Annotated in this window: 4 protein-coding genes; 2 read left to right on the forward strand and 2 right to left on the reverse strand. The window is 29.3% G+C overall.

Annotated elements, in window-relative coordinates:
* Positions 1 to 290: 290 nt before the first annotated feature.
* Positions 291 to 563 (forward strand): DUF3892 domain-containing protein, encoded by a 273-nt coding sequence (locus RU87_RS09330; RefSeq protein ID WP_068164946.1) that lies wholly within the window; start codon positions 291 to 293, stop codon positions 561 to 563.
* Between the two features lie 979 nt (positions 564 to 1542).
* On the opposite strand, the gene RU87_RS09335 is transcribed toward RU87_RS09330, so the two are convergent.
* A complete protein-coding gene (locus RU87_RS09335; protein ID WP_068164943.1) occupies positions 1543 to 1824 on the reverse strand; it encodes a hypothetical protein in 282 nt (93 codons plus the stop codon).
* An 856-nt stretch (positions 1825 to 2680) separates the two neighbouring features.
* Here RU87_RS09335 and RU87_RS09340 point away from each other — a divergent pair.
* Positions 2681 to 3670, forward strand: coding sequence for a sodium:calcium antiporter (locus RU87_RS09340; protein ID WP_068164940.1), 990 nt, complete (start codon positions 2681 to 2683; stop codon positions 3668 to 3670).
* 495 nt (positions 3671 to 4165) lie between these two features.
* On the opposite strand, the gene RU87_RS09345 is transcribed toward RU87_RS09340, so the two are convergent.
* Positions 4166 to 4543, reverse strand: coding sequence for a hypothetical protein (locus RU87_RS09345; RefSeq protein ID WP_143471414.1), 378 nt, complete (start codon positions 4541 to 4543; stop codon positions 4166 to 4168).
* Between the last annotated feature and the right edge of the window lie 157 nt (positions 4544 to 4700).

Consider the following 4700-nt stretch of genomic DNA (forward strand, 5'->3'; position numbering starts at 1 on the left):
TTCATGTCCATTTTACCAGGAGCTGTTCATCGCTAGTGTTTTTTTATAACTTTCATATCTTTTATCTATTAAAACATCATACCATTCATCACACCAACATATCAAATACATATGATAAACAGTTATACATGATATATGATGATAAACAAATAAAAAACTCAAAATATTGAGTTTTTTAAGTTGACTACTTACTCGATGTTGCGTATAATGAGCTTATCAACAGATTCCAAAAAATACCACAAAATGATGTTGCGAGTCAGTTGAAATAAGATAGAAAAGAGATTAAGGCTATGTCAGTATCTAAGATTACACACATTCGTTTATCAGGCGAATCATCAGAACTTACTGATAAAATCACGCACGTCAAACTTTCTGATGACACAGTAGAAACTGTCGCACAAGTTGTTTTGTACATCGACAAAGAGAATAAATACTACTACGTCGATGCATCTGGTGCTCGTATTGAAGTCGAATCTGTCCATCCAACAGGGAAGTTACCCTACATCCGTACTAAATTAAATGCAACGACTAAGGATAACTTACTCAACCTCCCAACATTTTAACCCTTAACCCGTCACTTAGGTGATGGGTTTTTGTTTTTTAGGGGAGGATATCTTATCGAATCAATCGATTTATCTTGCAAAACAAATCATGTATAGGTAGTCAGCGTGGCTATAGTATCTCACTCAAATACTCACGCCTAACAAAAAGACTTCTAGATCAACAGCAAAGTCTTTTTTGTTGGCATGATTAACACAGTTAATTTAGCCTGAAAATCCAAATGATTTATCATGCACCTTTATTTTCTTTTCAGTTTATCAAATATTTTTTTGATTATCGGTGCAACTTCTAGTGTCTTTTTAGTAGTTACAGTTTTACCTTTGTTATTTGTGATTTCTGTAGTTTTTTCGTAAATTTTTAGTCTTTTCAAATTTTACTTTCTAACTTGACACATTAATCAAAGACTGATTTAGGTCTATAGTTAACATCAAAATCAAGTTTCTTTATTTATTTTTATACTCACTCATCAAATTCACCTTGCGTGTACTTCTTATCCACTTTAGGATTATAACTGAGTTCCTGTTTTTAAATTCACTGACTATTTCTTTTTATTTTTCGTTGTGTATTTTTTTCTACTGCTAAGCGAATTAGCTGCACTAACAATATCAATAAAAGAATCGTTATGATCATGTAATATATTTTATTCATAATTATATCTGTTTGACTAATATCCTAACCTTTTGTTGAAATAAGAATACTGAAAAGCCATATCTCTCGTGCTTTTCCTTTAATAGTTACGACTACTGAGGCTATTTTTAATAATTAAGTCAAACATCTACCACTCCTCTCTTACATAATATATTAATTATATTATAGTTATACAACTATATAAAATTTTTTATATTATTTTAGCAGTTGTGCTAAATTAATAATAAAATACATACCGATATCAATAAAACACCAATATTTTTCAATGTTTTGATTGTCCATTAAATTTGTTATCTTATCACTTTCAATCTCTTTACTTACAGATTATCTACTTTACTTTTTATTCATTTTCAATCGTAACGCTCTACCATTTAAGGCTTGTATAATGAATATAGGTGTAATGATTAACGAAAACCCAAAGTCTACTAATACGCCAAGAAAATCTATTTCAAATACAGAGTGGTCTATAAGTTGACTAAAATAATCAGCGAATAATGGTATCACAATACCTAATATGGACAATATAATAAATTGTAAAAATAAATTTATATCATTTTTATAATTTATTGCCGTAATCACTGCAGATATTACCATACAAAACAATATAATTAACATCATATCTCCCTTATTTATCAAGTATACCAAATATAATATCAAGAACAAACCACACAATACTCACTAGATCTAATGCTAGCTGTGTTTAATGAATTGTTTTGCAACAAAAAACCATTAAAAACACTCTTGCGAATTTTCAATTTCATTTACAATCTTTAAATTTTATCTCAGATGATCTTCTTTGATACCTTTTAGTTTGCCAAACTTCTTTGCATTAAGCTTCTTAGAGCTTTAAAAAGATGCGAGAAGTTTCATAGTACTATTGCATACTTTCACAAAAGTTTCGAAGTACTTATCACATTTTTAATCATCCAATCATATCAATTTTTTAAAATTGTACCTTACTGCATCACAGTGATAATAAGCAACCTCACCTTGTTAAAGTATCTCTATATAATGAGTTAAAGCATCTATATCAAAACAAGCTGTCCCACATAACTTCAGAATACTTAAATTTCAAACAATTAATTTTCCCGATGTATCATAATATAAATGTAATCTCAATATGTGAGACTTCCACACCTTCATTAACCATATACGAAATTTTAAAATAAAAAAAGTCACTCACTCCTCCAATAAAAGGAGTGTGAGAGACACTACACATAGTAAAACCTACTGTGCACATTTCTACACATGAAAGAGTATAAGAAATTTTGGTATAGATGAATTATTATCACAAGGTTAATATAAGTTTCAAAGTAGTATCATACTGATTTTGACTTATCTCAAAATAAATGTTATTATTTTATTAAATTGTTATAAACAAAGGTTGGGCTGTTGCTTCAAGGTTTGTTCTTCTTAGGGCAGGAAGAATACTTGAAGTAACGCCCTTTTTTTATGAAAGGATTTAACGTCTATGGAACAACTTTTTATGAATACGCCATTTATTATTATTATTTTTATTTTTTTACTATCATTATTTATCCTATCAAAATCAACTGATTATTTGACTGACTCTGCTATTCTGATTTCTAAATCATTGGGCATCTCTGATATTATTATAGGGGCTACAGTTGTCTCTTTAGGTACAAGTTTACCAGAATTTGCAACGACAATAAGTGCACTGATAAGTGGATCCAATGATCTGGCATTGGGTAATTCATTAGGATCTATTATCACAAACACTAGTTTGATTCTTAGTTTAGGCATATTATATGGTAGTATACCGGTTTCAAAAAAATCTGAAAGTAATGTTGTGATTACATTTTTAGGGTTAATCGGCCTGTATTTAGCATCATTATTCAATAACTCTTTAATTCCTAGAGTTTTAGGTTATACCTTATTAATTGCGTTGCCATTGTATTTACTTCAATCTTTTAACAATAACAACTCGACTGAAACTATTGAACAAAATAAATCCCTAAAAGAAAAGCTTTCCTTTGATAAGCTTTTAATGCTTTTTATCAAAGTGATTATTTCAGGTTTAATCGTTGCGCTAAGCTCAAGCTTTTTAGTAGCAACCGTACAAGTCTCAGCAAGTAGGGTTGGTATCTCTGAAGCAATCATTTCTGCTACTGTTGTAGCTCTCGGAACTAGTTTACCAGAATTATCAACTGTCATTTCATCTGCCAAAAAAGGATATGGTGGACTAGCTTTTGGCAATTTAGTAGGTGCCAGTTTAATGAATCTCCTGTTCGTACTAGGCACAGCAATTACATTTTCTAAAACACCTATCACAGTACCCAAATCTTTTTTGATATTTCACTTTCCAATAGCAATGGTAATTTTTCTTTACCTACTCTTCTCTATTTATAATCCCAAAAAACATGTACTCACAAAAAAAGATGGTGCATTTTTGATTATAATATACATCCTTTATATATCATACAACTTATTGACTAAGTAAAAAAACACCATACAATCATAAAACTTTAAGGCATTTATCATTACTATAATTTTTCATTTCAATCAGTCACTAATTTTAAAGACAACTTACCTCTTTTTGCTAACTTCATTAACCTTAGTGTTGAAGTGTCTATTTGGTACTATCGGAGTTACTCTGATAAGTTTTTTAACTCAAAATAAACTCACCCACTTTTGTAAGGATAAGCATTTTATGCACCACTCAAACCATTTCCAAGACACAAGAAAAACCCTTATAACATAAAGGTTTAACATCGATATATTAACGACTGATTTCTTTGATACTAGCCGCTTTACCTTCAAATGCACGGGGGTTCAACAACATAATTGACTAATACTTAATTAACTCATAATACTAGTTAAATAAAGGGGTTATAGACATTTATTCGTTGATTTATCATTAAACTATTTTTGCCCACCAAAAATGATACTTTTACTCCTTTTGGTAGCATATGAATATTGAAAAATTATTCTTTTTTCACATATTAAACTCTTCTAATCTTGCTAAAATTCTTTTAGGGACTATGGGCTTATCCAAAACAGGGTCATCAATTTGATACCAAGAAATAATTTCATTGAACAACTGTACACAAGAAGGCAAAATAGCAAATAATAAATACTCTTTATTATTTGATTGAATACTAAATATGACTACTACAATAGAGAATATTGATAAAAGACATGTCCCAATTGATTTCATAAACACATCAAGTTTAAATAATTTTGACCATTTTTTTAAAATTATTCTATTTGTAATTGGAAATGGGGGCATATCAAAATGTATTAGATTTTGACCCCGATCATGATCATTTTTCGAATAGTATTCAATATATTTTGACCGATATTCAATGTTCATATTCATATTTACTCTTAAATATAAATATAAAATAAACAGTCTAGAGATAACGTATAAAGCAGATAAAATCAATACAACTTTTATTCATACATGACACCATATTCTATATAAATAAAAAAATTAATACTTTGTCAAGCCCCAAATAAAACAGACAGTT

This window comes from Pseudolactococcus plantarum (assembly GCF_002441715.1).
GTDB classification, from domain to species: Bacteria; Bacillota; Bacilli; order Lactobacillales; family Streptococcaceae; genus Pseudolactococcus; species Pseudolactococcus plantarum.

Coding starts and splice junctions, on each gene's coding strand:
- RU87_RS09340 (WP_068164940.1), top strand. CDS start 2,681: ATGGAACAACTTTTTATGAATACGCCATTTATTATTATTATTTTTATT.
- RU87_RS09335 (WP_068164943.1), bottom strand. CDS start 1,824: ATGTTAATTATATTGTTTTGTATGGTAATATCTGCAGTGATTACGGCA.
- RU87_RS09345 (WP_143471414.1), bottom strand. CDS start 4,543: ATGAACATTGAATATCGGTCAAAATATATTGAATACTATTCGAAAAAT.
- RU87_RS09330 (WP_068164946.1), top strand. CDS start 291: ATGTCAGTATCTAAGATTACACACATTCGTTTATCAGGCGAATCATCA.